The organism is Actinomadura sp. 6N118 (assembly GCF_044326415.1).
Lineage (GTDB): Bacteria > Actinomycetota > Actinomycetes > Streptosporangiales > Streptosporangiaceae > Spirillospora.
Genome location: NZ_JBIRAZ010000026.1, coordinates 16,725 through 38,849, shown reverse-complemented (window position 1 = coordinate 38,849; position 22,125 = coordinate 16,725). Strand labels below are relative to the sequence as shown.

General features: G+C 68.3%; 24 protein-coding genes and 1 pseudogene. 11 read left to right on the top strand and 14 right to left on the bottom strand.

Annotated features, from left to right (window positions below):
- Window positions 1–98: 98 nt before the first annotated feature.
- Entirely contained in the window at window positions 99–281 is a 183-nt protein-coding gene (locus ACH34W_RS45480; protein WP_395967461.1) for a hypothetical protein, read from the bottom strand.
- A 428-nt stretch (window positions 282–709) separates the two neighbouring features.
- Between ACH34W_RS45480 and ACH34W_RS45475 the strand changes: the two genes are divergently transcribed.
- Window positions 710–1,657 carry a Gfo/Idh/MocA family protein gene (locus ACH34W_RS45475; protein ID WP_395967460.1) on the top strand — a complete coding sequence of 316 codons (948 nt, stop codon included), beginning with the start codon at window positions 710–712 and terminating at the stop codon, window positions 1,655–1,657.
- A gap of 122 nt (window positions 1,658–1,779) precedes the next feature.
- Here ACH34W_RS45475 and ACH34W_RS45470 read toward each other — a convergent pair whose 3' ends face one another.
- Both ACH34W_RS45470 and ACH34W_RS45465 read right to left on the bottom strand, forming a co-directional pair.
- Window positions 1,780–2,127, bottom strand: coding sequence for a helix-turn-helix domain-containing protein (locus tag ACH34W_RS45470; protein ID WP_395967459.1), 348 nt, complete (start codon window positions 2,125–2,127; stop codon window positions 1,780–1,782).
- 127 nt (window positions 2,128–2,254) lie between these two features.
- A pseudogene (locus ACH34W_RS45465) lies at window positions 2,255–2,572 on the bottom strand (hypothetical protein); the annotation flags it as partial.
- Window positions 2,573–2,934: 362 nt separating this feature from the next.
- Here ACH34W_RS45465 and ACH34W_RS45460 point away from each other — a divergent pair.
- A complete protein-coding gene (locus tag ACH34W_RS45460; protein ID WP_395967582.1) occupies window positions 2,935–3,183 on the top strand; it encodes a hypothetical protein in 249 nt (82 codons plus the stop codon).
- Between the two features lie 49 nt (window positions 3,184–3,232).
- Here the strand turns inward: ACH34W_RS45460 and ACH34W_RS45455 are convergent, their stop codons facing one another.
- The 4 genes from ACH34W_RS45455 to ACH34W_RS45440 form a co-directional block, all read right to left on the bottom strand.
- Entirely contained in the window at window positions 3,233–4,486 is a 1,254-nt protein-coding gene (locus ACH34W_RS45455) for an ATP-binding protein (protein ID WP_395967458.1), read from the bottom strand.
- Window position 4,487: 1 nt separating this feature from the next.
- Window positions 4,488–5,267, bottom strand: a complete 780-nt coding sequence (cseB, locus tag ACH34W_RS45450) for a two-component system response regulator CseB (protein WP_395967457.1) — start codon at window positions 5,265–5,267, stop codon at window positions 4,488–4,490.
- A 118-nt stretch (window positions 5,268–5,385) separates the two neighbouring features.
- Window positions 5,386–7,002 carry a trypsin-like serine protease gene (locus tag ACH34W_RS45445; protein ID WP_395967456.1) on the bottom strand — a complete coding sequence of 539 codons (1,617 nt, stop codon included), beginning with the start codon at window positions 7,000–7,002 and terminating at the stop codon, window positions 5,386–5,388.
- A 927-nt stretch (window positions 7,003–7,929) separates the two neighbouring features.
- A complete protein-coding gene (locus ACH34W_RS45440) occupies window positions 7,930–8,286 on the bottom strand; it encodes a hypothetical protein (protein ID WP_395967455.1) in 357 nt (118 codons plus the stop codon).
- Window positions 8,287–8,774: 488 nt separating this feature from the next.
- Here ACH34W_RS45440 and ACH34W_RS45435 point away from each other — a divergent pair, with 488 nt between their 5' ends.
- Window positions 8,775–9,158 (top strand): hypothetical protein, encoded by a 384-nt coding sequence (locus ACH34W_RS45435; RefSeq protein WP_395967454.1) that lies wholly within the window; start codon window positions 8,775–8,777, stop codon window positions 9,156–9,158.
- 827 nt (window positions 9,159–9,985) lie between these two features.
- Window positions 9,986–10,672, top strand: a complete 687-nt coding sequence (locus tag ACH34W_RS45430; RefSeq protein ID WP_395967453.1) for a hypothetical protein — start codon at window positions 9,986–9,988, stop codon at window positions 10,670–10,672.
- A gap of 186 nt (window positions 10,673–10,858) precedes the next feature.
- Here the strand turns inward: ACH34W_RS45430 and cas2e are convergent, their stop codons facing one another.
- From cas2e to ACH34W_RS45415, 3 genes are all read right to left on the bottom strand, one after another.
- Window positions 10,859–11,320 carry a type I-E CRISPR-associated endoribonuclease Cas2e gene (cas2e, locus tag ACH34W_RS45425; protein ID WP_395967452.1) on the bottom strand — a complete coding sequence of 154 codons (462 nt, stop codon included), beginning with the start codon at window positions 11,318–11,320 and terminating at the stop codon, window positions 10,859–10,861.
- Between the two features lie 72 nt (window positions 11,321–11,392).
- On the bottom strand, window positions 11,393–11,983 hold the full coding sequence (locus ACH34W_RS45420) for a DUF6461 domain-containing protein (RefSeq protein WP_395967451.1): 591 nt from the start codon (window positions 11,981–11,983) through the stop codon (window positions 11,393–11,395).
- A gap of 275 nt (window positions 11,984–12,258) precedes the next feature.
- Window positions 12,259–12,507 carry a hypothetical protein gene (locus ACH34W_RS45415; RefSeq protein WP_395967450.1) on the bottom strand — a complete coding sequence of 83 codons (249 nt, stop codon included), beginning with the start codon at window positions 12,505–12,507 and terminating at the stop codon, window positions 12,259–12,261.
- Between the two features lie 154 nt (window positions 12,508–12,661).
- On the opposite strand from ACH34W_RS45415, the gene ACH34W_RS45410 reads away from it, so the two are divergent.
- The 3 genes from ACH34W_RS45410 to ACH34W_RS45400 all read left to right on the top strand — a co-directional run bounded on the left by ACH34W_RS45410 (window position 12,662) and on the right by ACH34W_RS45400 (window position 15,083).
- Window positions 12,662–13,723 (top strand): helix-turn-helix domain-containing protein, encoded by a 1,062-nt coding sequence (locus ACH34W_RS45410; protein WP_395967449.1) that lies wholly within the window; start codon window positions 12,662–12,664, stop codon window positions 13,721–13,723.
- Between the two features lie 94 nt (window positions 13,724–13,817).
- Complete coding sequence (locus ACH34W_RS45405; RefSeq protein WP_395967448.1) at window positions 13,818–14,147, top strand: hypothetical protein; 330 nt, start codon at window positions 13,818–13,820, stop codon at window positions 14,145–14,147.
- Between the two features lie 306 nt (window positions 14,148–14,453).
- Window positions 14,454–15,083 (top strand): tyrosine-type recombinase/integrase, encoded by a 630-nt coding sequence (locus ACH34W_RS45400; RefSeq protein ID WP_395967447.1) that lies wholly within the window; start codon window positions 14,454–14,456, stop codon window positions 15,081–15,083.
- Window positions 15,084–15,353: 270 nt separating this feature from the next.
- Here the strand turns inward: ACH34W_RS45400 and ACH34W_RS45395 are convergent, their stop codons facing one another.
- A complete protein-coding gene (locus ACH34W_RS45395; protein ID WP_395967446.1) occupies window positions 15,354–15,899 on the bottom strand; it encodes a recombinase family protein in 546 nt (181 codons plus the stop codon).
- An 83-nt stretch (window positions 15,900–15,982) separates the two neighbouring features.
- On the opposite strand from ACH34W_RS45395, the gene ACH34W_RS45390 reads away from it, so the two are divergent.
- Window positions 15,983–16,168, top strand: coding sequence for a Tn3 family transposase (locus ACH34W_RS45390; protein WP_395967581.1), 186 nt, complete (start codon window positions 15,983–15,985; stop codon window positions 16,166–16,168).
- 4 nt (window positions 16,169–16,172) lie between these two features.
- Window positions 16,173–16,358, top strand: a complete 186-nt coding sequence (locus ACH34W_RS45385; RefSeq protein ID WP_395967445.1) for a hypothetical protein — start codon at window positions 16,173–16,175, stop codon at window positions 16,356–16,358.
- A 58-nt stretch (window positions 16,359–16,416) separates the two neighbouring features.
- Here ACH34W_RS45385 and ACH34W_RS45380 read toward each other — a convergent pair whose 3' ends face one another.
- Together ACH34W_RS45380 and ACH34W_RS45375 are read right to left on the bottom strand one after the other, a co-directional pair.
- Window positions 16,417–16,845: a DoxX family membrane protein gene (locus ACH34W_RS45380; RefSeq protein WP_395967444.1), complete on the bottom strand. Its 429-nt coding sequence runs from the start codon at window positions 16,843–16,845 to the stop codon at window positions 16,417–16,419.
- On the bottom strand, window positions 16,845–18,122 hold the full coding sequence (locus ACH34W_RS45375; RefSeq protein WP_395967443.1) for an FAD-dependent monooxygenase: 1,278 nt from the start codon (window positions 18,120–18,122) through the stop codon (window positions 16,845–16,847). The genes ACH34W_RS45380 and ACH34W_RS45375 overlap by 1 nt, the downstream gene beginning before the upstream one ends.
- Before the next feature lie 77 nt (window positions 18,123–18,199).
- On the opposite strand from ACH34W_RS45375, the gene ACH34W_RS45370 reads away from it, so the two are divergent.
- Entirely contained in the window at window positions 18,200–18,781 is a 582-nt protein-coding gene (locus tag ACH34W_RS45370) for a TetR/AcrR family transcriptional regulator (protein ID WP_395967442.1), read from the top strand.
- A 127-nt stretch (window positions 18,782–18,908) separates the two neighbouring features.
- Here ACH34W_RS45370 and ACH34W_RS45365 read toward each other — a convergent pair whose 3' ends face one another.
- Window positions 18,909–19,577 carry a hypothetical protein gene (locus tag ACH34W_RS45365; RefSeq protein ID WP_395967441.1) on the bottom strand — a complete coding sequence of 223 codons (669 nt, stop codon included), beginning with the start codon at window positions 19,575–19,577 and terminating at the stop codon, window positions 18,909–18,911.
- 1,178 nt (window positions 19,578–20,755) lie between these two features.
- On the opposite strand from ACH34W_RS45365, the gene ACH34W_RS45360 reads away from it, so the two are divergent.
- Window positions 20,756–21,478, top strand: coding sequence for a hypothetical protein (locus tag ACH34W_RS45360; RefSeq protein WP_395967440.1), 723 nt, complete (start codon window positions 20,756–20,758; stop codon window positions 21,476–21,478).
- Window positions 21,479–22,125: the final 647 nt, after the last annotated feature.

Here is a 22,125-nt window from a genome sequence, read left to right as displayed (position 1 = left end):
CACTACACAGTAACACCGAGTAGTGCGGGCATCCAACAGGGCGGTGGACGTGCAGACACTGCGGCGCCGGCTGGCTGCCTGCGTGAGACCTGGCTCCCCTAGGGGCGCGAGCAGTACTCCGCGGTGATCCGTTCCAGCTCCGACACGAGCTCACCGAGGGTGGGCTGGTCCAGCGCCCGCAACACGGTCCTCTTGGCGATCGCATCGACGGAGCCCTCGACGATGAGCTGCGGTATCCCGTGCATGTCGATCCAGGGCGCCTTCGAAATGCCGAACGTCATCAGAACGTGGGGCGCGCGCGGAGCCTCACAGAGCCAGAACGGTACGACGGAGCGCTTAAAGCGTTGTTGGCAGTCCGTGCTGCCCCCCTGCGCGATCGTCCGGTTGGTCACGCGCGTGGGCGATGCTGGCGTCGTGACGCTGCAGCGTGGGCATCATCCCGCGCATCGCCCGAATCGGCATCGAGTCCAGTCACCGGCCACTGTCGGCGCGCGCGCCGACTCGCCCAAGTGGCGAATGGGGGTCACTGGTGGGCGTCGCCAAGGTGCATCAAACCATGGCCGTCAACGGCACGCCGCGAGCCGCGGCCAGGTCCTTCGTCACACCCGCAACCAGCAGGTTCGTGGAAATTTCGGGCGGCCCCAGGCTCCGCGCCCGCCGGGGTCGAGGACGGTGCCCATGCGGGCGGCGGCTGTTAGCGTGAGCCGCCATGGGAACCTCCGCCGATGGGCCGTCGACCGGCCGCCGGCTGCGCGTGGCGATGGTAGGGCTCGGGGACATCGCGCAGAAGGCGTACCTGCCGGTGTTGGGCGCGCTGCCGGACATCGACCTGCGCCTGCACACCCGGAACGCGGACAAGCTGCGTCGGATCGCCGAGGCCCACCGGATACCGTCGTGGACGACCGACTTGGATGAACTGCTGGCAGCGGGACTCGATGCGGCGTTCATCCACACCGCCACCGCCTCGCACGTGTCACTGGCCGAACGGCTACTCAAGGCGGGAGTCCACGTTTATGTCGACAAGCCCTTGGACTATCACCTCAAGGGAGCCGAGCGCCTGGCCGGTCTGGCTGAGAGGTTCGGCCGGTCGCTGATGGTGGGTTTCAACCGCCGCCACGCCCCCGGCTACGTCGAGCTGCTGAAGCAGCCACGGGACCTGATCGTCATGCAGAAGAATCGCAAGGATCTGGCCGGTGACGTCCGCACCGTCATCTTCGATGACTTCATCCACGTGGTGGACACGCTGCGTTTCCTGCTGCCGGGCGAGATCACTCACATGGATGTGCGGGCCAAGGTCCGTGACGGCTTGCTATTCCACGTGCTCCTGCAATTGTCCGGGAACGGCCATACCGCCATAGGAATCATGAACCGCGACAGCGGCAGCACCGAAGAGGTCTGCGAGGTCATGGGGGACGGCCGCAAAAGCCAGGTCCTCGATCTCGCCGACGTCATCGACCACAAAGGCTCACAGATCCGCACCCGCCGCCCCGACTGGGACCCGGTCGCCCGCCAGCGCGGCATCGAGCAATCCTGCGCGCGCTTCCTCGACGCGGTCCGTGCAGGCACCACGCTGTCACCCGCCGACGCCCTGCTCACCCACCGAATGTGCGAGGAGATCATCACCATCATTGAAGCTCGTGGCGAGAAGGGGTCGTAGGACGGGGCGTTTGGCGGCGAGGTTGTCGCCGGACGAGCGGCCGCTGAGCCGTGGGTTGAGGTGGCCAAGGGCCCATCGCAGGTCGTCCCACGGGACGGGCGGCTGCGGAATCCTGGTCCAAGTCAGGGTCCGCGGCTGTTCCGAGCGTGGTGAGGACGTGGGCGACAACGCGAAAGGTGGGTGGCTGGCCGCCGGGGCTGCCCATGCGGCCCGGTTGGCGCGCAGGTCACGGGTTCGTGGAATGGGACGCCGTAGGCGTCGCGGAACAGTCGGCTGAAATGGGCGGGATTGACCAGCCCGTGGCGGGCGCCGATGCTGCTGATCGGACGATTCCGCAGCGTGGGATCGCGGAGATCCTGGCGGCAGCGCTCCAGCCGGCGGTGCCGGATGAAGTCGGCGACGGTCATCTCCTGGTCGGTGAACAGCTTGTGCAGCAACCGCACGGAAATGTGATGCGCGGCCGCCACCATCGCCGGCGACAGGCCGGGGTCGGCCAGCCGCTCCTCGATGAACGCGGATGCGCACGACCAGGGCCCGCTCCCGGGTCTGCGGTGATACCCGCCTGCCGTCGCCGAGCCACTCGGCCAACGCCGTGCCGAGCAGGTCCAGCATCGCCGGGCCGAGCCGCGGGCTCACCTGACCCCCGGCCTCGGCCAGACGGCCCGGCAACTGGCGCATCATCGACGACAGCAGCGCGGCGATACCGCCATCGCCGGGGATGCGCCGCCCGATCAATCGCGCGACATCGTCGTGGTGCAGGGGCAGCAAGGTACGGGGAAAGGAGATCGACACCGTCTTGATGGCCATCGGATGCACGCACCTGAACGGGGATGAAGAATCGACAAGGACCAGGTCGCCTGGCGCAAGACGGGCATGCCGCGCGCGAGACTCACCGACCACGACCCCCGCGCGCATGGGCCAGGAGCCTCAACAACCCGGCATCCGACCGGCGGATATTCGCGGCCGTGCGAACCGCCTCACCCGGCCCGGCCGTCGACTCGATCACCCGCAGGCTCCCCAACTGCCCAACGACCAGCCGATCCCGAGCATCCGGCCCCTCAGTGAACCGAACTTCCATCGGCCCCAGCGTGTCGCCGATGACCTGCCGCCAGTACTCCACCCTGCCCGACGCGGGCTCGTCCAACGCTCGGTAAACCAGACTCATGGCAGCAGTCTGCGATCGGGCCAGCGGCCTGTCTAACACCACTGCGCTGTTCGTGCCGACAACCACATGACGATCGGCGTGATGCGGGCCCTGGACCGGCGGCTGGGGCCACATCAACGTCGACCACATCCAGTTCTCCGCCCAGCCCGCCCGCACCAGTCGGCAGCGGTACTTCTGGGCCGACTACGGCAAGGACTTCTACGCCGCCGGCACCCTCACGGAGGCCCCCGGACACGAACTGGTCTGGATCGGCTGGAATCCCCTGACCCGGACGGAGCCTGTCCTCTCCGGGAACAGGCTCCGCCCATCCGCCTTGACCCGAGAAACGGCGAGAGCGGAAAGCCCTGCCGACGCGGCCTGATGGCCTGACGTCTACCGCAGCTGCCGTCATCGCGGCGTTCGGTGACGCGTCAGTCGGCCGCCGGGAGGCGAAGCGTGGCGACAGCCCCGCCGTCGGGCGCGTTGGCGAAGGACAGCGACGCCCCAATGACCTGGGCCTGGCCGAGCGCGATGGTCAGCCCGAGGCCGTGGCCCCGGCCGCGTTCCGACGCCCCGGTGCGGAACCGTCGGGGCCCGTCGGCGAGCAGTTCGCGGGGGAAGCCCAGGCCGTGGTCCCGTACCGTCACACAGGTCCCCGTCACCTCGACCTCGACGGGCGCGCGACCATGCCGGTGGGCGTTGACGACCAGGTTGGCGACGATCCTGTCAAGCCGGCGCGGGTCGGTCTCGGCGGACAGGGCGCCGGCCGTGGTGAGCTGTGTCTGCAGCCCGGTGCGGACCAGCGACTCCCTGACCGCCTCGGCGAGCGGAACAGGCCCGAGGTCGGCCCGCTCGGCGCCCGCGTCGAGCAGGGAGATCTCCAGCAGGTTCTCCACCAGGGTCCGCAGCACCGCCACCCAGTCCCTGACCAGTTCCGTGGCCTCCCCCTCGGGGAGCAGCCCGCTCGCAGTGACCAGACCCATCAGGGGGGTGCGCAATTCGTGGGCGACGTCGGCGGTGAAGCGCTGCTCGGCCAGTAGCCGCCCGAGCAGGCTGTCGGCCATCGAATCGACGGTGGTGGAGATCTCGGCGATCTCATCGCTGCCGCGGCCGGCCGCGGTCCCGGCGGCCAGGTCACCGGCCGCGATCCGGCGTGCGGTCCGCGCCACCCGCCGCAGCCTGCGGTTGGGCAATTCCGCGGCGAGCGCCGACAGCGGTACGACGACGGCCAGGGCGACCAGGGAGTACTTCCACATGTGCCGGTCCAGGGCGCGCCGGGTGAGCAGGTCGGACGTCATGTCGACCTCCACCGCCACGGGGCTGCCTCGGTACGTCTGTGCCGCCCACATCGAGGGGTGGTCCCCGGGGCCGTCACCGTCGTACCAGGTGGCATACCCGTCCTCCAGAGCCTGCGGGGCCCGGAGTCGGCGCAGCAGCTCGACGGGCATGGCCTCGGCCGACGTCCGAAGCGAGTCGGGCGGCCTGGCGCCCCGCTCGTAGTCCTGCAGGTCTCGGGACAGCTGCGTCACGGCCTTGGACCTGCCGTCGTTCAGCGACCGGGCCAGGGTGCTGCGGTGGACCAGCACCCCGACGGTCAGCGCGATGGCGCAGCAGGACATGGCGACAAGCGCAGCGATCTTCCAGCGCAGCGAACGCCAGTTCAGCAGGTCGCGCAGGACATCCACGTCAGCGCCGCCACTTGTAGCCGAACCCGCGGACGGTCTGGATCCGCTCGGCTCCGATCTTCCTCCGTATCCGCTGGACGCACAGGTCGACCACGCGGCTGTCGCCATCCCAGCCGTAGTCCCACACGTTGCGCAGCAGCATGTGCCGGTCCAGAACGACGCCGGGGTTCGCGGCGAACTCCAGCAGGAGCCGCAGCTCAGTGGGGGCCAGCGCAACCGGTTCGCCCGCCCTGAACACATCGAGGCCGACGGTGTCGATGGTCAGGTCGCCGAAGACCAGCGGGGCGCGTTCGCCCGGGCGACCGGAACCCTCCGGCCGCGCCGCACCGCCCACCGGTTCGGTCGGGGGGTGGTGCGGCACGGCCGGGGCGGCGGCAGGGTTGAAGGTCGCCCGCCGCAGCAGCGAACGGATCCGGGCCACCAGTACCGCGGTGTCGACGGGTTTGACCACGTAGTCGTCGGCGCCCGCCTCCAGTCCGGAGACCACGTCCACGGCGTCGCCGCGCGCGGACATCATCAGGATCGGGTCCATGCTGGTCTCCCTGACTCGGCGGCACAGCCCGATGCCGTCGAGGGCGGGCAGCATCACGTCCAGCAGCAGCAGGTCGTGGCGGCCTTCCCGGAACAGTTCGAGTCCGGTCAGGCCGTCACCGGCGGAGGTGACGTGGTAGCCGTAGCGCTCCAGCGCCAAGGTGACCGATCTGCGGATCACTTCGTCGTCCTCCACGAGCAGAATCGCCACGGGCGCCAGGGTGGTTCCCCCGGCCACTGGAACCGACATCTCTCCCCATCGGACGTAGGCGCTGGAGGTTCATCATGCGACGGGGCATCCCGCCCTGCCGAATTCTGCCTCCACCGCGCCTACGCCGGGGCCGGGTTCGCCGGTGATGCTGATCGGGTCAGCGTTCGCGGGTTTGGAGGCTGCCGTGCCGGTCCGGGTTACCGGGGAGGCCGTCGCGGTAGTCGGGACGGGGCGTGGCACCGGTGAGGGTGCAGCCCTGGCGGGACAGGTCCAGTTTCGATCCCCTGGCCAGGCAGTCCGTGATCATGTAAACCTGCTGGCCGTAGCTACGACCCTTCGTGGAGGTTACTTCCCCGTTCGGGCCCACTTCGCAGGGGTTGTTGTCGGTGCATTGCTCGCCGTCGTCGTTGTGGGTGTTGTGGATTCCCACGACCGTGATGCCGTCGGGGGCCAGCAGCGCCGAGCCGGAGTCGCCGTGCCAGGGAACGCAGTCGTCGCTGGTGGTGTAGCGGATTGAATTGTTCAGCTGATAGCCGCCCTCCCTCAGGTGTGGGACTACGGCCTCGGCGGTGCAGTTGTAGCGGGTGCCGACGGACGCCACGGTCAGTGGGGCGCCTGCGCGCACGGGGGTGGAGGTGAGCTGGAAGACTTTCGCGCCTTCGGCCTTCAACTGCGCGTAGGTCTTGTCCAGGCGGTAGAGCGCGATGTCGGTGCCGGTCATCGTCGCGTACACCAGCCGTTTCGCACGGGCGGTGGTTTGGGGATAGCCCTGACGGTCAGCGACAGGCACCTTGCGGTCGGCAGGCTGGTCCACTGCCGCAGTTCCGGGCGCGGGCCGCTGTCCTTGCACACAGTGACCGTTGGTCAGCAACAGCGCCGGATCCTGCGGCCGGGAGGCGGGGGCGCGCACCACTGAGCCCGCACAGCCGCTCAGGTCCACCGAGCCTTCCATGTCCGGGATCAGATCATCGGGGGGCACGCTGGTGCCCGTGATGATGCCGTTGATCCAGTCGGCGTGCTTGGTGACATCGGAGTACAGCGTCTTGCCGCTTTCGTCGGGGCCACTGACCACACCGGCCACGGCCCACTGGCCGCCGTCGCGGACCAGCGCCGGCCCACCGGAGTCCATGTCCGACGCGGCGATTTTCCCGTCGCGGCTACCGATGCACAACTCTCCGTTGGGCGCGGCTGACGGACACGTCGAGATCGGCTGCACCACGGTGTCGGCCTCTCGCAGCCGCGTGGGGAAACACGCCGCGTTATCGGTGTCGTCGCAGGTCATGCCCCAGCCCATGATTCGGACGGGCGTGTTGTCCGGCGGTGTGGTCGAGGCGATCCGCACCGGCTTGGCCCGAACCGGGGTCCGCAGGTGCATCAACGCGAGGTCGCGGCCCCAGAACCCTCCCTCATCACGACTGGTCGCAAGCCGGTAATAGTGGTCGACCTCGGCGACCTCGCCGCCGGAGGTTGTGTCCAGTGACCCGACCCGGACCTTCCAGCCGCGCGGAACCCCCGCCTTCGCATTGGTGGGGTTCCTGCCTGCGCAGTGACTGGCAGTCAGGACCCATTGCGGCGCGAGGACCTCCACCCCACAGCCGTGCTTGTCCGGGCGCGGCGGGGCGGGATAGGACGGCTGGAACGAGCCCATGAACGAGTAGGCCCGGGTGGACTCGGTGCCACCCACCACGGCCTGCGCCGATGAGGGCGCTACAAGGACCGCGGTCAGCGCGATCCCCGTCATCAGAGCGGCGGCCGCCCTTCGGCCTGTGTGCATGAGTGGCTCCCCTTACGTCTGCCGTCGGCCATCGCTCCGGCGGGCTGGTGCGGGGGACAGCAGTGGGCCGTCCCGTCCGGCATCGAGCCTGAACCCAGCAGCCCTCTGGAGGGTCTCTCCCGCGTATCGGGCGCGGCGCGGCAGCCGCTCAGTTGTGTATCAGCGTGTCTGGGATCGGACAGATGGCCGGTCCCGCCTACGACCCCCGCTGGGATGCGGAGCGCACCGTGTGCATGCGCGACCTCACACCTGACGACATCGACACGGGGCCCTCGGCATCGGTCGCGAAGTCCCGCAGCCCGTCCTTCCTGCGGCTATTGCAGAACAGGCAGCTGATCCAGCCTTGCGGGGGTCTGGGTCCCCCGGGCCGTCAGGGTGCAGTGAACATCCCGTACGGGTCTGCGGAGTAGTCACCGCGGTCGCCGGTGCCGCTATTGGACCGGCTGGCCGAACGGCAGCGGAAGACCTCGAAGATCGTCTCCCAAACGGCCCCACAAACTGGCAAAACGACCGAGAGCCGCGATCTCTGGGCGAGGATCACGGCTCTGATCTGGGGGAACGGGTGGGCGATACCGGGTTCGAACCAGTGACCCCTTCGGTGTGAATTATCGGCGCAAGATCATGGGCCATGTGATTCCCATATTGACCTTGGCGTTCGGGCCGGAAACCATATCTCAGCGCCGTCTAATGAGCTAATTGGGCAACCTGCGGGAGCCACACCTCGTGGCCATGGCGAGTTGATGGCTGCCGCGGGGAGTCCTTCTGGAGCCGTCCTAGAAACTCAATCGGACGACTGGAGTGCAGTTACACCAAAGCGGCAAGGAATCGTTGGGTTTCGGGGTCGGTGGAGTGGATGCGCATCGTGTGGGTGCTGCGGGTGTGTGGCTGCGACCTACAGCCACAGATCGCCAGGTGAGCCCTGTTAGTTCACGGGGTTCCGGTGGGCTTTGTATATTCGGTCCAGATGTAGCCTTTAACGCCAGCGCAGCAGTCCGAGTGCCACCACAGGTTTCCGTGACTGTTCACGCAACGCTTGTTGACACGGAAAAGCTGACCGTACTTCCACGTGGCCACCACCCTGGATGACCCGTAGTAACTGCTGTGCACCTTAGCCTTGCCGACGATGACTCCCCTCATATGCGGCGTCCAGTTCGTGCAGCCGGCCATGATTCCGGCGCCCTTCTCGTTCGCCGCTGCGCTCGGAATGGCCATCACGACAGGCGCCACGACCACGGTAAGCGCCGCGGCCGCAATGGACACGGCTCGATTACCCACAATTCGCATTTCGAGCTCCTTCGAGCGAGAGGATCTTGGTTGAGCTGATCATCTGCTCGCCATGATCGTTTGTCAATACCCATTTGAAGGTTTGTTTCAATAGTCCGGCCGCCCACCGCGATGAGGAGGACCCGGGGTCTTCCCCAACCGGCTGCGGCAGCGCGTCGAGGCGATCGTCTGGACGTTCAAGCGCCAACTCGGCCTGGAACGCCGGCGGCCGAGTCCCCGCCGGGCCGGCGGTCGCAGACCCGCCCACCTCCAGCCCTCAAGCCGATGCCCGTCGGCAGCGTCATGGACAGGATCGGCTCGCCCTCACGGTGGAGGAAGTCGCTGAGCTGTTGGGATTCGGCCGCGGCTCGAAACCCCCATCTACCGCAGTGACCAGCGGCTCCTTGGGTAGCTGTTCGGGGTTCAAGTCCCTGACGGCACGCCCACTCGATCTGGGCCTGAGCTGCTGCTTTTAGTCTCGCGTTGCCGTGCTGACGCATCAATGAGGCATGGCCTCGGACTTGTGGCTCCGCCGTTACCATCCTGCACCGGGGGTGCAGCTTGTCTGCTTTCCGCACGCCGGCGGCTCCGCCAGCTTCGTTCATGGACGGCGCCTCAAGCCCGGCGAAGCTTGTGCCAAGGCGGTGCCGCTGACGCTGACCATCCTTGCCCTGACCTACGGTGGACTGCACGAAGCGATGCGCCTGGACACCGGGTTGGAGACGGTGTTCGGCACCGAGATGGCAGACGAACAGCCACCTGGCCTGGGGATAGATGACCTTCGTGGAGCGTCGGCCGGGAATTGCCTGTGGGCCTTGACTGTGGTGGCGTGCGGCCGGCCAGGCCGCCGGGGCCTAGCCACACGCCTCGACGAACGCAATGAGCATCCCTGATCGGGGGTACTGGCCGAGCCGTCGGAGATACCGTGCACAGTGGAGTCGCTCGACCCTTTGGCGGCTGCGAGGCTGTGCCGCGTCCAGCCGCCGTTCCCGTGAAGCTCATGTATGGCCCCGAACTGCCGCTCGCGGTCCACCGCCCAGTCCGGGTCGATACGCCGCCCCGCCTCCCGTTCGACTCGCTCGAGATCAATTCCGTCGTCGACAGAGTGGGCGCGATGCGGTCGGTGCGACAAGGAGGCGGCTGTGCCAGGAGCTCAGCGGTGACCTCTCAGCCTTAGGCGATCAGCTCACGGACAACCGCGGTCGTGTCCAGGGCAGCACGGAACACCACGCACTGGCCAGTGCGGACTATGTGGCGGATGGGCCGGCGGGCCAGAGCACCCACCCCGCTCTGTCTATCTGATCTTCCGGTTAGCATCGTTGCGGTGACGTCCTGCCCTCGGAACAGAACGGCTTGAGGAGAATAAGTGAATCCCGACATTGCCGCCGACGTCCTGATCCACGCGTTCTTAAGCCATGGGTGCAGGGCCCATCTCGACGCCGCTAATACGCTCATCATCCGTTTTCCCGATGGCGGCAAGAGATCGTTGGACATCACTGAATGGCGGATGTTCGTCAGCCGGACTCCCCCTTCAGCTCTGCCGGGAAATGCCGCCCAATGGGCCCAGGCAGCGGTGTCCAAGCACATGACGCAGCGGGCCGCTCCGGCGGCCCCCCCGTGGGCTCCCCCGCCTCCCGGCCCGGCTCCATGGCCCCCCGGAGCCTCGCCTGCTCAGCAGGCTCCCGCCCAGCAACCCGCATCACCGTCCGAGGTCGGACGGATGATCGAGGCGGGAACCCTGCGTGTACGGCTCTACCCGGAGGACGCGTTCGCCCAACCGCCCGGCCTGCGCGAGGCGATGCTCATCCGCCCGCTGGCACAGGGCCTGGTCCAGGCCGTCGTCGAGGACCTACCCGACTCGATCCGTCCGGTGAACCGCGCCGACCTCGGCGGCATCCCGGAGAACGAGGCCTTCGGCGTCGGCCTGCGCGCGGCGATCGAGAAAGAGGACCACTACACCGAGCGCAAGGAAGTCCGCGGCGTCCCGATGATGTACGTCGGCGGGCAGCACCGATACGTCGGAGCCCACATCCACGTCCTCAGCCGGCACGTACGGCACGGCCGAGTCGGCGCCCTGGTGGCCTTCCCCCTCCCCGAGTACATCTTCGTCCACGAGATCGGGGAGACGGTGATCTTCCAGGCCATGGCGACCATGCAGGACCTCGCCCGGACATTCGCCGAGGACGGCGAGAAACCGATCTCATCGCAGCTCTACTGGTGGCGCCCCGGCGGCTATGAACAGCATCCCGAGCAGCAGGCGCTCTCCAGCGGCCAGATCCCCGACCTGCGCGCCGTGGGCGTCGACATGGAACACAACGGCAACCAGGTGAACGTCAAGACCCACAACGACACCACGCTAGAACTGATCGACCTGTGGACCCGCGAACAGAAGATCCCGCAACGATGACCAGCAGAATCCCGCGAGCCCACGTGTGAGAAACTGACGCGACGCCCGGAAAGAGCTGCGAATCCTCCCGTGCGTGCCGGATCGACCTATTGCCTCCATCATCCCTCTGATGAGGTCCAGGACCATCCCCGCGCGTGCGGGCCGACGCTTGCGGGACCTGCGTGTTATCCGGCGAAGGGCGGGTTCTCATTTGGGTTGGTTTCGGCGGCGGGCGGACAGGATGAGGCCGTCGAAGTCGACGGGCTGCCGGCGGTCTTTGCTTGCTGTCCGGACTGCCCAGCCCTGCTCGTTGCTGGACTGTTCGACGAGGATGGCCTGGCCGTCGTCGATGCGGTTTGCCAAGGGGTCCCAGAGGCGGTCACGGATGCGTCGGCTGGGGTTGCCCACGAAGACGCCCGCGTGGACTTCGATCATCCAGCGGGTGCGGTGGCCGCGAAGGCTCCCGACGCCGTGGCTGAGCCCCTCCCCGAGGTCGCCCAGATCTGCGCCTTCCTTAGCACTTCTCCCGCCACCAAAGCCCTTCCGATCCCCATCGGCATCCTCTGCCCCACCTCCTGAGCACGCACACCCATCGCCGAGTTGATGGAGGTCTTCTCCGTCGGGCGAGCGACGGTGTACCGGGGTCCTGGAACGCGCCGGAGCCGCCACGTGACCACGCCCCAGATCGCGCACTGGGGGTGCGGCCGGTGTGGGGGCAGATGTACTGCACTTCGGTGCCGGTCAGTTCGGCACGGCGCCCAGCAGGTAGACCGCCTTCTCGAACCTCTCCTCGGTGAGGGGGACGCCGGTGATGTGCTCGGCCAGCGCGAACGCCTTGGCGATCGGGTTCTCCTCGCCTTCGTCCTCGATGAACCGGAAGCCGATGGCGCGCATGGCGTCCATGAGGTCGGTGACGGCGGTGCCCTGCCGCTCCTCGGGCCAGAATGGCCGGAGGTAGAGCCGTAGTTCTCCGTCCTCCAGCCAGAGGAAGTGATCCTGGGTGTAGACGCTGCTGGAGTGGCAGACCAGGCGGGTGCCGGCCGACAGCCGGGTGAGCCTGTCACGGCCGGCGAGCAGGTACGCGCCGGGTTCGAAGGCCACCGCCCAATCGTCGATCGAGAAGACGCCGACCAGGTCGTCGGGCGCCGCCTCCATCCAATGCTCGTACATGGCTTCGGCCCCGGTGATGCACGGCGGATCGACCGGGAGAAGCCCCAGCCTCTCGAGAAGGTGCTGAGGGGTCAGGCCGCGCACCATCGCCACGGCGTAGTTCTCGCGAGGGTCCCCGGGGCAGCGGCCCGTCCAGGTGAAGTCTTCGTCGGACTTGATCACAGGGTGGAATGTTGTCACCTCCGGCGGACACTTCACCGGCCAGGCCCGCACTCGTCGCCGCCCCTGCATGTGCTGGCACGCCTGATCGCCACCGAAATTCTCGCAGTATCCGTAGGAACCTACGCGCGACTCCCCGCGAGTACCACGTGCGGTCGGAAAATCCTGTCGGCAACCCGGGCCGCGAATCAGCCCCCACAGGGCGCCGTTTCATCACTCGGTGCCCCATTTTCCGTGTCGGTTCCCGGAGTGTTCTGCACCGATTTCCGAAGTGGCCTTCACCAAGTGTCCTTCCTGGCCGGGGAGGCTAGGGAGACCGCCCGCCGGGGTTCGCCGCGGGGTGAGCCGTCATCGGTGGTGTGAGTGGGCGGGGTCTGGTTCAGGTCGGTGGGGTTGCGGAGTTCGTGCAGTGCCTGGCGCAGGGGCAGCAGGGCGCGGATCAGGTCGGTGAGGGCGGCGGGGATGCGCAGGGCGGCCTGCAGGAGCAGGGCGGTGGCGCCGATCACGGTCAGCAGCGTGGTGGTCATGACCCCGACGGTGCGGCGAGGACGTGTTCGGCCGCATCCGGACCGGCCAAAACGCGTGAACGGGCAGGTAGCGGCCTGGTGTGGTTCTAGGCTCCGAACATCAACCGAATGGTCGACACGGCGGGGCAGCGGGCAGGCGGAAAGGGGCGGCGGCATGGGAACTGATCCGGGCCGGATCGCGGACCGCAGTGACCTGCATGAGGCGCTGGCCGGGCTGCGCGAGGCGGCGGGGTTGAGCTACCAGGAGCTGGCGACCGAGGCCGGGACGGTGCCGGCCACGGTGCACGGCATGTGCGCCGGTACCGCCTTCCCGCGCTGGTCGACGCTGCAGCCGGTACTGGCCGTGCTGGGCGTTCCTCAGGCCGAGCTGGCCGCTTGGAAGCGTGCTCACCAGCGTGCCCGGCGACCAGTAGAGCAGGGGGCGGGGCGGCCGCTGGAAGAGGTGACCGATCCGTTCGCGCTGAAGGTCCACCGTCCCATCACCCCTGGCGATCACGCCGCCGGGGGTCGCAGCCGGCTCGCGGAGCTGCCGGCCTATGTTCCGCGGGCGCACGACGCCGAGCTCGCGGACGTGGTCGGGAGGGCGGCCGCGGGGACCAGCGGCATGGTGGTGCTGGTGGCGGGGTCGTCGTCGGGCAAGACCCGGGCCTGCTGGGAGGCGCTGGAGGGCTTGAGGCAGGAGGGCGGGTGGCGGTTGTGGCACCCGCCCGATCCGAATCGGCCGGGTGCGGCGCTGGCGGAGTTGGAGCGGGTCGCGCCTTACACGGTGGTCTGGCTGAACGAGTCCCAGGAGTATCTGGGCGGGGAGGCGGGTGAGCGGGTCGCCGCCGGGCTGCGGACGCTGCTGGGCGATGCCGGTCGGGGGCCGGTGCTGGTGCTGGGCACGCTGTGGCCCGAGCACCATCAAGAGCTCACCGCCCGCTCGGGCTCTCCGGTCACCCAGCTGCTGGACGGCCGCGTGATCGAGGTCCCCCAGGTGTTCGCCGGGGCCGACCTGGACGCGGTCCGGGCGGCCGCCGAGCGTGACCCCTACCTGCGCCAAGCCCTGGAACGCGCCGATGATCAGCAGATCACCCAGTACTTGGCTGGCGGGCCCGCGCTGATCGAGCGGCTGGGCGTCGCGCCCGAGGGCGCCAAGCAGGTGATGTGGGCGGCGATGGACGCCCGCCGCCTGCAGCGCACGCTGCCCAAGCCGTCCCTCGGCAGTCTTCGTTGATCTTCATGCAGTCTCCTGCGACCTCTGATAGACATCGTCCAAGAAGATCATCTTTTCTACCTGCCTCGCCCCTGGGCTTGGCGGAGAGGCCCCCGTGAAGAAACCCCTGATCATCGGCGCTGCCCTCGCTGCATTTACCGTCACCGGCCCCGTGGCCATCGCGGACACAGGCTCGGGTACTGCGGCCCCGGCTCGGACCTGCAAGCTCAAGGCGCTGGAGAGCGTCAAGATCCGCAAGACCATGAACATCAACGCCACGGCTCTTGGCCTCTTCCCCAAGGGCAAGACCGCCAAGTCGGGCTGCATCACCAGGGACGGCGGCGAGTACAAGCGCTGTGGGCGTAGCTGGCCGACTTGGCGATGGGTGGATTACCCCGGCGTGCCACGCGGCTGGGTTCCGTACGCCTGCGTAAAGCCGGTCTAGGCACGAGCGGCCCCGGGACCGGTGCACTGCCATATTCGACCGTGTCGTATTCGTCGGCAGCGGGGCCCGGGTTCAGATGGGCTGATAGCCGGGTGGTGTGGCCTTCGCGTCCCCGGTCAGTCCGGGGTGAGGATCTCGTCAGCTTCCGCCGAAGCCTGGCGTCCCTGCGGCGGCGGTCATCCACGCGGGTGCGTCGCGATCACCCGCTTGGCACGCCCGTGGCCAAAGTAGCCATTGGACAACAACGCGCCGACACCATCACGAGTACTGCCGACCGCCGCGCCCGGACGATCGGCCCATGCCGCGTTGGTCGAACGGCGCCCTGAAACTCGCGACCGAACCCGCGCCATCGACCGCCACACCATCGCCGCGATCCTGGCCCGCGGCGACCTGGCGCTGCGCGAGAAAACACTGTGGCGGCTGCTGTACGAATCGGCGGCCCGCGCCGACGAAGTCCTCTCGCTCAACATCGAGGACCTGGACCTGGACAACAAACGCGGCCGGATCACCGGCAAGGGCGGCACCGTCCGGTGGATCCACTGGCAGTCCGGCACCGCCCGACTGCTCCCACGGCTGATCAGCGACCGCACCTCGGGCCCACTGTTCCTGGCCGACCGCCGCCCCGCGCCGGCTCGCACGCCCGCGGCCGCCGACCTGTGCCCGCACACCGGCCGCGGCCGCCTGTCCTTCGAACGCGCCGAGTACCTGTTCAAGCAGGACACCAAGCAGCACGATCCCCGCCGACGCGGCTACACCCTCCACCAGCTCCGCCACTCCCGGCTGACCCATCTCGCCGAAGACGGATGGTCAGCCCCGATGCTCATGGCGCTGTCCGGACACGAGAACATCCGCAGCCTGGCCATCTACACCAACGTCAGCACCGAAGCCGTCGGCGCCGCCCTTGCCCAGCAAGACCCCGCCCGCCGACACCACTAACGGCCCACTCCTCAGCGGAGAACTCGCGACAGTTGAATACGCGACTCCGCCAGTCCGGGACCCCGATCAGAGCGACGGGTACCCGCGGCAACTCGAGGCTGAACCGAGGGATGCCCAACTCGTCGTTGTCGGTGGCGGCGTAGCCGAAGTTCAGGATCGGGTCGTCGAGGTAGGTGGCTCGGCCGAGTGCGGAGAAGTCGGCCAGAATCTCATCGAGTTGCTGCTGGTTGATCTCCACGGAGGGCTCCCGGTCCGTCGAGGTGGCGCTGGTCAGGAGGTTCGGGCGAGGTAGCGGTGCAGCGAGGTCTTGGGGATGCCGGTCTTGGCGGCGATGACGCCGAGGGAGTCGCCCTGGGCCTTCAGCAGCCGCGCGTATTCGATCTTGTCTTCGGGGTGGGCGACAGGTCGTCCGATCTGCCGGCCTGCGGCTTCGGCGACGGCGCGGGCGTGAGCGGCGCGTTCGGCGGTGAAGGTGCGTTCCATCTCGGCGAACAGCGCCAGCAGCAAGAAGGCGATGCGGGCCATGCCCTCGTCGGCGGTGTTGATGGGCAGCGGGTCGGCCAGCGACCGCACTCCGATCCCTCGTTCGGCGAGTTCGTGGACGAGGTTGAGGACCTCGCGCAGGTTGCGGCCGATCCGGTCCAGGGTGTGCACGACGATGGTGTCGCCGGGCCGGGCGTAGGCCAGCAACTGGTTGAGTCCGGTGCGGTCGACGGTGGCGCCGGTCTTCTTGTCGACGTAGATGCGCTCATCGCCAATGCCGGCGGCGGCCAGCGCGTCGAGCTGGCGCTCCAGCGACTGCTTGGTGGTGGACACCCGGGCGTACCCGAGCTCCAGCCCGGCCGGAGGGTGCTCGTTTCGGCGTCCTCCTCCCGAACGTGTCCTGAGCCGCCAAGTACCTGTCGGACGAGGGGTACAGGAGGAAGATCGCCAGGCAGATGAACAAGGGTGAGTCGCTTCACTCGCCTCGCCGCCAGCTCCATTACGCCCGCGAGGGCAAGGTCATCTGGCGCCGGCCCGAGCAGCAGAACGAGCAGTCATGGTGCCTTACCGTCGTGACGAACGCGGTGGTCTGCTGGCACTGAGTACATGGGCCTGGCTGTCGGCGAACTGCGCGGCGCTGGCCGCGAGGTGGACGCCAGGGTCCTGGCGCACATCTCCCCGGCCCTCGGCTCCATCACCGTCGACTACGAACATGAACTCGCTCAGCTCGACGAGCAGGGCCACCGGCCCCGGCGGACTGTGGCCGTCGACGAGCCCGGAGCCGGGCTGTAGCAGCCATCAGCCCTGCAGGGCCCGGGGCCGTGACAATCGATCGGATACGGCCCGCCGTTCACGGGATGATCAGCGCCGCCGCGGCGATGAAGATCATCTGCAGTGCGGTGCGGCGGCCGATCGGGTCGCCCTGGGCCACCTTGCGACGGGCGGCCGAGACGTTCGCCGGGAACATCGCGATCATCAGTGTGAGGAGGCAGGCCGCGGCGACGGGCGCGGTCGCTGGGATGAGGACGCCGATGGCCCCGGCGAGTTCGAGGATGCCGGTGAGCGTGACGAGCAGTCCGGGCTTGGGGAGTGCCGGCGGGACCATGGCGACGAGATCGGCGCGGAGCTGCGGATAGAAGTGCGCGAAGGTGGTGAGCAGGAACATCGTCGCGACGCCCACTCGCAGCGCCGGCTGCCAGCCGTCCAGTGCGTTGATGCCGGCGGCGCCGGCCAGCCGGGCACCGCCGAACCCCGCTAGGAGCGCGAGGAGTGGTTCCATCAGAGAATCCGTCCTTCGGCGGTCGCCGGATCTGCGGAATCCGCTTCGCGGCCGGCCCGGCCTTCTGATGCGGTGGGTGAGGGCGGGTAGTCGTCGAGGGTCATTGAGTTGTAGAGGCGTGCGCTCTTGGTGGTGAGGCGGAGAAGGACGCGGCCGATGCCTGCGGGCAGGGCGGAGATCAGGCGGGCGCCCTGCGCCAGTCCCGACACACCGAGGCGGGAGGTGGGGATCAGGGTCTTGGCCGCGCTCAGTGCGGCCGCGCGGCTGCCGTGCACGTGCTCGGCCATGGCGCGCTCGTAGGCGGGGAAGGCGCGCTCGTGGTCGCCGCCCGCCCGCGCCAATTCCCCGGCGAGGACGTACGCGCCGACGACGGCCAGGGTGGTGCTGCCGCCGACGGCCGGGCCAGGGCAGTAGCCCGCGTCGCCGACGAGCGTCACCCTGCCCCGCGACCAGGTGTCCATGCGGAGCTGGGTGATGGAGTCGAAGTAGAACGCCGGGGTGCGGTCGAGTTCGTCCAGCCAGCGGTCCACGTCGGCGTGCATGCCGGCGAACGCACCGCGCAGCAGTTCCTTCTGCCGGGGCACGTCATGGTGGTGGTAGTCGAGTTCGCGCTCGCTGCGGAACAGCAACAACGCCCGCGCGTCATCCAGGTGCCGCGCGCCGTACATGCCGGCGGTGCGGCCGACGCCGACGTGGATGAGGAGCTCGCGGTCCAGGCTGGAGACGTTCGGCAGGGTCAGCACCCCGAAATAGGCCCCGATGAAGGTGCTGAAGCGGGACTCGTCGCCGAAGACCAGGCTGCGCACGTTGGAGTGCAGCCCGTCCGCGCCGACGACGAGGTCGAAGCGGCGCGGCGCGGCGTTGTCGAACCTGACCTCGCCGTCGGGTGAGATCTCGGTGATCGAGTCGCCGAAGAGGTACTCGACGTCGTCGCGCGTGGCGTCGTAGTAGATCTCGCTCAGGTCGTCGCGCATGATCTCGACGTGCCGGTCGGAGGTGGCACCGAAGACTTTGGAGAGATCCACCCGGACGGGACGCCGCACACCCTCCCGGTGGACGGTCATCTGGTTCGTGCCGGTAGCCCGCTCCTGGACGCGCGCGAGCACGCCCATCTTTTCCGAGATGTCCATGGCGGGCCGGAACAGGTCGACCGCGTGGCCGCCGGTCTTGCGCAGAGCCGGCGCGCGCTCGACGACGGTGACGCAGAAGCCGTGCCTGGTGAGCCAGTACGCCAGCACCGGACCGGCGATGCTGGCACCGGAGATGAGGATCCGCATGAGTCCGCCTCCTTACTTAACGGTAGGTAAGCGTAGCACGGCTACTTACCTATCGTTAAGTAAGATATGCTGGCGGCATGCCTCGCCCCTCCGCCACCAAACAGCGGATCCTGGAGGTCGCCCGCGAGCTCTTCGTCCAACAGGGTGTGCAGCGGACTAGCCTGCAGGAGATCGCCGACCGGCTGGGGATCACCAAGCCGGCCCTCTACTACCACTTCTCCTCACGCGAGGACCTGGTTCGCAGCATCGTGCAGCCGATCATCGACGAGGAAGAGGCGTTCCTGGCAAGTCAGGAGGCGCTGGACGAGGTAGAGCCCCGCGCCCTGCTGGAGGGCTACTTCGACTTCCACTACCGCCACCGCAGAGAGATGGTGCTCATGCTCAGCGAGCTGACCACCCTCGCCGACCTGGGCCTGATCGACCGCGTGATGGACTGGCGCGGGCGGCTGACCAAGCTGCTGCACGGCCCCGAACCTACGCTGGAGCAGGCCACCCGGGCCGCGATCGCCTTCGGCGGCCTCCAGGACTGCACGATCCAGTTCGCTGACGTGCCAAAGGACGAGCTCCGCCGGGCAGCCGTGGACGGTGCCTGTGCGGCCCTGGGCATCGAGCCGCAGCGCAAGGCGCAAGGTCGAGGATCGGGGGTTCGCGGGAGATGACGTACCCGGGACCCTGCAGCAATCACCAGCAATCACCGAAGCCCCACGACCCTACGCCTGACCTGCGAGTTCGTTGAGCCTGCTCAGTCGAGCGCGGCGGTTTCACGCGCGAGTCATGGCCCCACCCTCAGCCTCTTTTGGCCCCACCCTGTCGAGCCCTGGACCGTTGATCACGAATGGGTTCTGGCCCCACCTCGTTGCCGAGGGCGGCCGCTCTCCACCGCAGGTGATGGTGACGTCGAGGGAGATCATGCGGGCTTGCCGGGCGGCGGCGCACGTAGTAGGCGTACGTCAGCGCCAGGGTCAGCGGGCCCCACAGGCCGATCGGGCTGATGCAGACCTTCGCCAGTGCCTCCCACCAGCCGTTCTCGTAGCCGGTTCCGTTGATGACGCCGATCCAGGTGAGCGTCATCATCACCGAGACGGCGGTCATGACCAACCCGCCGATTGCCGCCGGGACGATCACTGCTGCCGGGCGGATGCGCTTGCCGCCGATGAACGGGATCCAGGCGGGGGCGACCTCGCCCCACCCGCGCACCAGGCCGATGGTCAGCAATGCCGCCGCCTCTGTGAGCACGCTGAGGCCGAAGACGTACGGAATGCTGATCCACAGAGGCGACGGGGTCGCACCGTCGTCGATCTGGCCCATCTCGAAGTGGAAGGCGAACGGCAGCCGCCACAGGCAGGAGGGCAGGAGAAGCAGCGGGATCGCATAGGCGGTTCGTAGCGCCCAGCGCGGGACGGGCCGTTGGGTGTCGCTGACAGAGGGGGCCGCGTGAATCAGTTTGATCGCCATGCCCCTACCCTCTTCGACCTGCAAGCACTGATGATCACTCGCTCAGGGGAACCGGCTCCCCCGCCGGAGTGAGATGTCGGCCGGGCGGAGGGACCGAGGGTGGTGACTGGGCTGGCGACGGGCACGCGCTGCGCGAGCCACCGTCCTGCCCTTCGCCGAACTCGCCGGACTCGCCAAGCCTGTATAGCCAAGTTGGCAACGATCGAGGAAGGGCCAGGAGCGCCAGAGCCGCAGGGTGGGGCGTTTCCCGACAGGCTCCGATCGATCCCGCAAGCCCTTCGGAAAACCGGACATCAGGTGAAGAATCATGCCGTTTGTCGATTTCCGAAGCCGCCTGCACGGGTGTCCGAAGTCCGCTGCACGCGATCGCAGTGGGAGTCTGCAGAAATCTGAGCACGGGGATCTGAACGAGTCCGGCCTGGTGGTGCGAAGTCGGACCTCAATGACCATGGCCCGTGCCGCTCGGCCTGGCGGTCTTCGTGTAGCTGGCCGGACCCTGGCGCGATCAGGGCACTGACCCTACACCGCTGGTCGCCTTGGCCCGCGCCGTCACTGGGAATCTCGTGCTGCTTCCGGTCGATGTAGGTGCGGAACTCGGCCAGCCGGGTGTGGCAGACGCGCTGCTTGTCGCCGGGGTCGTCTGCGCACAGCAGTTCGTAGTCCTCGACGAGACCGGTGAGCAGGTCGAGGGCGCGGAAGGTGTTGCCGTGCCACAGGAAGTGCTTGATCCGCTCCAGCGTCCGGTCCGTCTCGGCAGAGTCGATCGTGAAGTCCTCGACGTCGGCGGGCGGCGCGGGGAGGGATCGGGTGGTCTGGCGCAGGACGGTGACCGCATACGTTCACCGTCTCTGGTGACACGCCGCTCGACGTTCATGGCGTATGCGCCTGGTGGCTCCACTGTCGATAGCAACGTGATCGCTGTCGGGGGTGGAGGTGCGTGGATGGCAGAGCCAGTCAGAGTGCGGCGGCTGACCGAGCAGGATCGCAGAAGCTGCAGCAGATCGTGCGGCGTGGCAAGCACCTGTCGATCCGGGTGCGCAGGCGATGATCGCCATGGCGTCGGTGTCGGGGACGCGTCCCTGACCACAGACCGAGCCCAGTGTGACGGGTGATGGGGCCGCGACCCTCATCAGCCGAGGCGGTCGAGGTCGTCAGAGGTGAACGCTAGGTTGCTTCGCGTGGCGAAACTCCTCGATGCGAACAATCTTCAGGTGCACCCTGACTACCGCATGTTCGGTATCGGTGACGTCAACGCGGCGGACGACGGGGAGCCGCCCGTTCCCGGGGCGGGATGGCTGGGCGTAGGCCGTTCCGCCGTTCTCGTCGGCGTGGGCGAGCAACTCGCCTACCCGGACGTCCGATGCGAGCTGTGGGACGGCCCGGCACCGCCCCCGCCGGACGGACACGAGGTGCAGCGGACCGTCCGGCTCCACCTGCCGACCGGCGAACTGACCCTGAACGAGATCACCGGCGGTTCTTCCGATGCGTTCGGGGTGGATCCGGGCGTCTACGACGTGCGGATCACCGGGTGGGAACGGGAGAGCACCCGCGCGGCGTTCCATGCGCTCATGGCACGAGACGCCCAGTTGGACGACCCGGCGGTCGAGGCGTTGCACGGGCAGGAGCGGTATCTCTTCCAGTTCTGGCAGGTGGAGCAGACCGCCGGTCTGGTGACGGACACGGGAGTGACCATCCATGCCGGGTATCCGCGTATCGGCCTCATGCTGTCGGACTCGTTGCCCGATCGCCTCCCCGCCGCCGGTGCCGCTGAAGTCGAGCCGGTCTCCGCGGGGGTGCTGATCCGGGTCGGGGTGAGGGCGGGACGCTGCGCGTTCAGCGGTGGAACGGGGAGCCGCCACCGCCCGACCCCGAGCAGCGGACCCTGGGCACGTTCAAGGTGACGGCCGGAGGCGGGGAAGGGATGCATCTCCTCCACCTGCCCACTGGAGTGTGCGGAAGTGACCAAATCTACGGCGGGAGGATCCCCCTGTGGCCCCCTCTCCCCGCCGGCGACTATGAGATGCGCCTGACCGCGTGGGGCACGGGCCGCTTTCTGGCACTCTTCTGGCCCGCGTCTTGACCCCGGTCACACGGTTGAGGAGGTCGCGGCGCCCTGTACGCAGATCGACCTCCTTGCCGCAGGTCAATGATCGGCTTGGCCGGTCAGGTAGCGCTTGGGAGTGGTTCCCACGGGCCGAAGGCCGCGAGGAACGCGCTCGGCGTCGCGTATCCGCGGCGTGCGCAACGCGGAGATCGGCTGGCCCTCCGCCGGCATGGGGAACGTGCACTGGAAGACCTTGTGCAGATTGGCGATTGAGGTCGCCGCGGGCCACAAGCAGCCGCCGCCACACCATCGCGCTGACCCCGGGCGAGCACCACCCGCATCTGGAGCACGACGTCGGCCCCGGCCCGCCCGAGTGATCCACATGCCGATTCTTCCGATTCCGATGGATGTGCACCCGGGTTTCCGGTAACGCTTCGGGCCGTCGCGCACCGACTTTTCGGACGGAGATTTTTGGACGGCATCGTGCCTTGTCGGTACGGATGT